This is a genomic window from Rhizomicrobium sp. (assembly GCF_056722145.1).
The window spans coordinates 1-3479 of record NZ_JBWZET010000095.1; the positions used below are offsets into that span (position 1 = coordinate 1).

At 63.7% G+C, this 3479-nt stretch carries 2 protein-coding genes; both read left to right on the forward strand.

All coding sequences use genetic code 11. The features are described 5' to 3' along the window. Positions 1-2171: Rne/Rng family ribonuclease (locus tag AC1P6P_RS05425; RefSeq protein WP_481401417.1), on the forward strand; the 2171-nt coding region annotated here is incomplete at its 5' end. A gap of 314 nt (positions 2172-2485) precedes the next feature. After that, entirely contained in the window at positions 2486-3112 is a 627-nt protein-coding gene (locus AC1P6P_RS05430) for an OmpW/AlkL family protein (protein WP_481401418.1), read from the forward strand. Positions 3113-3479: the final 367 nt, after the last annotated feature.

A 3479-nucleotide genomic window follows, 5' to 3' on the forward strand; every position in this document is an offset into this window, starting at 1 on the left:
CCCTGCAGGCCGGCAAGCCCTCGCAGCGCTGGGTGCGCAAACGCCACTACAAGATCCAGGAAGTGATCAAGCGCCGCCAGGTGATGCTGATCCAGGTGGTCAAGGAGGAACGCGGCAACAAGGGTGCGGCGCTGACCACCTACCTCTCGCTCGCCGGCCGCTATTGCGTGCTGATGCCCAACACGACCAGAGGCGGCGGCATCTCGCGCAAGATCACCAATGCCGCCGACCGCAAGCGTCTCAAGAGTGCGGCCGCCTCCCTGGAACTGCCCGACGGCATGGGACTGATCATCCGGACCGCCGGCGCCAACCGCACCAAGCTCGAGATCAAGCGCGATTACGAGTATCTGCTGCGCATGTGGGATTCGGTGCGCGAGCTGACGCTCAAATCCAACGCCCCGGCCTGCGTCTACGAAGAAGGCGACCTCATCAAGCGGGCGATCCGCGACCTCTACAACAAGGACGTCAGCGAGGTCATGGTCGAAGGCGAAGACGGCTATCGCAACGCCAAAGACTTCATGCGCATGCTGATGCCCAGCCATGCCAAGAACGTGAAGCCGTACAAGGAGCCGGTGCCGCTGTTCCAGCGCCACCACATCGAGGCGCAGCTCGACGCGATGTTCTCGCAGACGGTGACGCTGAAATCGGGCGGCTACATCGTCATCAACCAGACCGAAGCGCTGGTGGCCATCGACGTCAACTCGGGCAGGGCGACGCGCGAACACAACATCGAAGACACCGCGACCAAGACCAACCTGGAAGCCGCCGACGAAGTCGGCCGCCAGCTGCGTCTGCGCGATCTCGCCGGCCTGATCGTCATCGACTTCATCGACATGGAGGACAGCCGCAACGACCGTTCGGTCGAGAAGCGCCTTCATAATGCGGTGAAGAACGACCGCGCCCGCATCCAGCTCGGCAAGATCAGCCAGTTCGGCCTGATGGAAATGAGCCGCCAGCGTCTGCGCGCGGGCGTCATCGCCGGTTCGACGGTCCCCTGCCCCCATTGCGGCGGCCAGGGCATCGTGCGCTCGGTCGAATCCACCGCCCTGCGCGTGCTGCGCGGCCTTGAGGAAGAAGCCCAGAAGCAGCGCTGTGAGGGCATGATCGTTCACGTCGCTGCTGATGTCGGCTTCTACACGCTGAACCAGAAGCGCGCCGAACTCGCCCGGCTCGAGACCGAATACGATGTCACCGTCGCCTTCGAGCCGAAGGAAGGCCTGAAGGCCGGCGATTTCGAAATCGACCGCCTCGGCCAGCGCGATCCCTCCACCCGTCCGGCGAAGCTCGCGGACATCGAGCCGCCGCCGGAGCCGGAACCCGAACCCGAAATCGTCGAAGCCGAGGAAGTCGCTGCCGAAGAAGCCGGCAGCGATCCCGCGGAAGCCTCGTCCGAGAACCGCGAACAGCGTGACGGCGATGGCCGCGACGGTGGCCGCCGTCGTCGCCGCCGCCGTCGTCGTGGCGGCCGCGGTCGCGATCGCGACAATGGCGAAGGCTTTGCAGGCGAACAGGGTGCCGCTCCGGCACCGCAGCAGCCGGTCGCCGATGGCGAAGACGGCGAGCCGGAAGGCGACGAGGAAAGCGGCGATACGGCCGAAGCGCAGACGCGTGGCGAAGGCCAGCAGGGCGAAGGCCTAGCTGGCGAAGGTCAGGACCAAGACAGCGAAGCCGGCCGCCGCCGTCGTCGCCGCCGTCGTCGTGGCCGTCGTGGCGGTCGTGATCGCGATTTCGCCGGCAGCGAGCCGCAGGACGCGAACGAACCCGTCGCCGAGGCGCCGGAGGCACCGCAAGCCGCTCCGGCCGTCGAGCCGCCGGCGCAGCAGTCATCGTTCTCCTATTACGAAGACCGCTTCGGCAACGTCGACGAAATCGACACCACCCCGAGCGACGACCCGCGCGCCGTCGTCCCCAACGCAGCGTCCACGCCGGTTTGGTCGCTCGACAGCGAGCCCGACACGACGCCGGTCGAACCGTCGCTGAAGCCGATCGAGAAGCCGGCTGCAGTGGAAGCCAAATCCGAACCGGTCAAGGTCGATCCGGTCAAGGTCGAAGCTGTGGTCGAACCCGTTGCTCCGGTCGCGCCCCCGGCTGCGGTTGAACTTCCCGCTCCGTCTGAGCCGCCTCAGTCGGCGAAAAAGGGCTGGTGGCAGCGGACGTTCCGCAGCGAATAAGCCGCTCCGAACTGAACAAAGAGCCCGGTGTGATTCTCTCACGCCGGGCTTTTTTGTTGTCGTACTCGAATTAGACCAATTTCAGGGGTGCGGCAGAAGCGCGCAATTGATGGTGCGCTATCAAGTACTTGCGATATCAGATTAGAACAAGAAAGAGTGAAAATCCAAAGCGGTAGCCCGGCGTCCCACGGCCGCCCCTCGTCTACCCGGTTCCGGACGATTCGCGCTTTAGAACTTCAATAATTGTAATCACAATTTCCGTAAGGGTAATTCTGCCTCCTGATTTGATTTGCGAGTGAGGGAGAGCAGACAGCATGCGCGTTTCATCATTGGCCTTGGGGTTGGGAGCGGCGTTGCTCCTCACGACCGCGGCGGGCGCGGCACCTTACGAGGCCGGCACGATCCTTATCCGTATCAGGGCGTTGGAGGTCATTCCCGACGTCAGTTCCAGCGTCAATGTCGGCGGCAAGATCGACATCACCGACGTCGCGATTCCGGAAATCGACGCGACCTATTTTTTCGATCCCCACTGGTCGGTGGAAGTGATCGCCGGCACGACCCATCACAGCATCCACCTGAAGGGCATCAACGGCCTCGACAAGATCGGCTCGGCCTGGCTGCTGCCGCCGACGCTGACGCTGCAATACCATTTCGACGCCGGTCCGCTGAAGCCATACGTCGGTGCCGGCGTGAACTACTCGCTGTTCTACGACAAGCGCGGCATCCCCGCCCTCGGCAAGCTCAAACTGACCGATCAATGGGGCTTCGCGCTGCAAGCCGGTTTCGACATGCCGCTCACCGAAGACGGCAAGTACTTTCTCAACATGGACGTGAAGAAGATTTTCGTGTCGACCCACGCTTCGTATGCCGCCTCGGCGGCGACCGCCAACGTCGATGTCAATCCGTGGCTGATCGGCGCCGGCGTCGGCGTCCGGTTCTGACACGAGGTACGAGAATGGAGTGAGCGCCCCCCCGCCCTTACTCCACGCGCCGGAATAATCCGGCCCGCGAAACCCGGTGTGGCCCCCCCGCACCGGGTTTTGCTTTTGGTGAACGCGCGTCGCCCTTCGTGGCCCGGTGCCCCCGCACGAATCCGCAAATATCCGCATTCAGTGCGGCGCCGGGCACCTCAGGGTGATGCGCATTTTCAACCTGCATATTCAATTATGGCTCGTGCGGCGGATGAAATCGGCGACGCGGTCGTGCAGTTTTTTCAGCGAGTCCTCGTGCGCATACACCATGTGGCCGGAGGGGTAGTATTCGTACTCGATGTTGCGCGCCAAATTCGCCGGGATCGGCAGATGGTGC

Excerpts from the sequence above, each read along its gene's own strand:
- AC1P6P_RS05430 (WP_481401418.1), top strand. The coding sequence starts at position 2,486 with ATGCGCGTTTCATCATTGGCCTTGGGGTTGGGAGCGGCGTTGCTCCTC.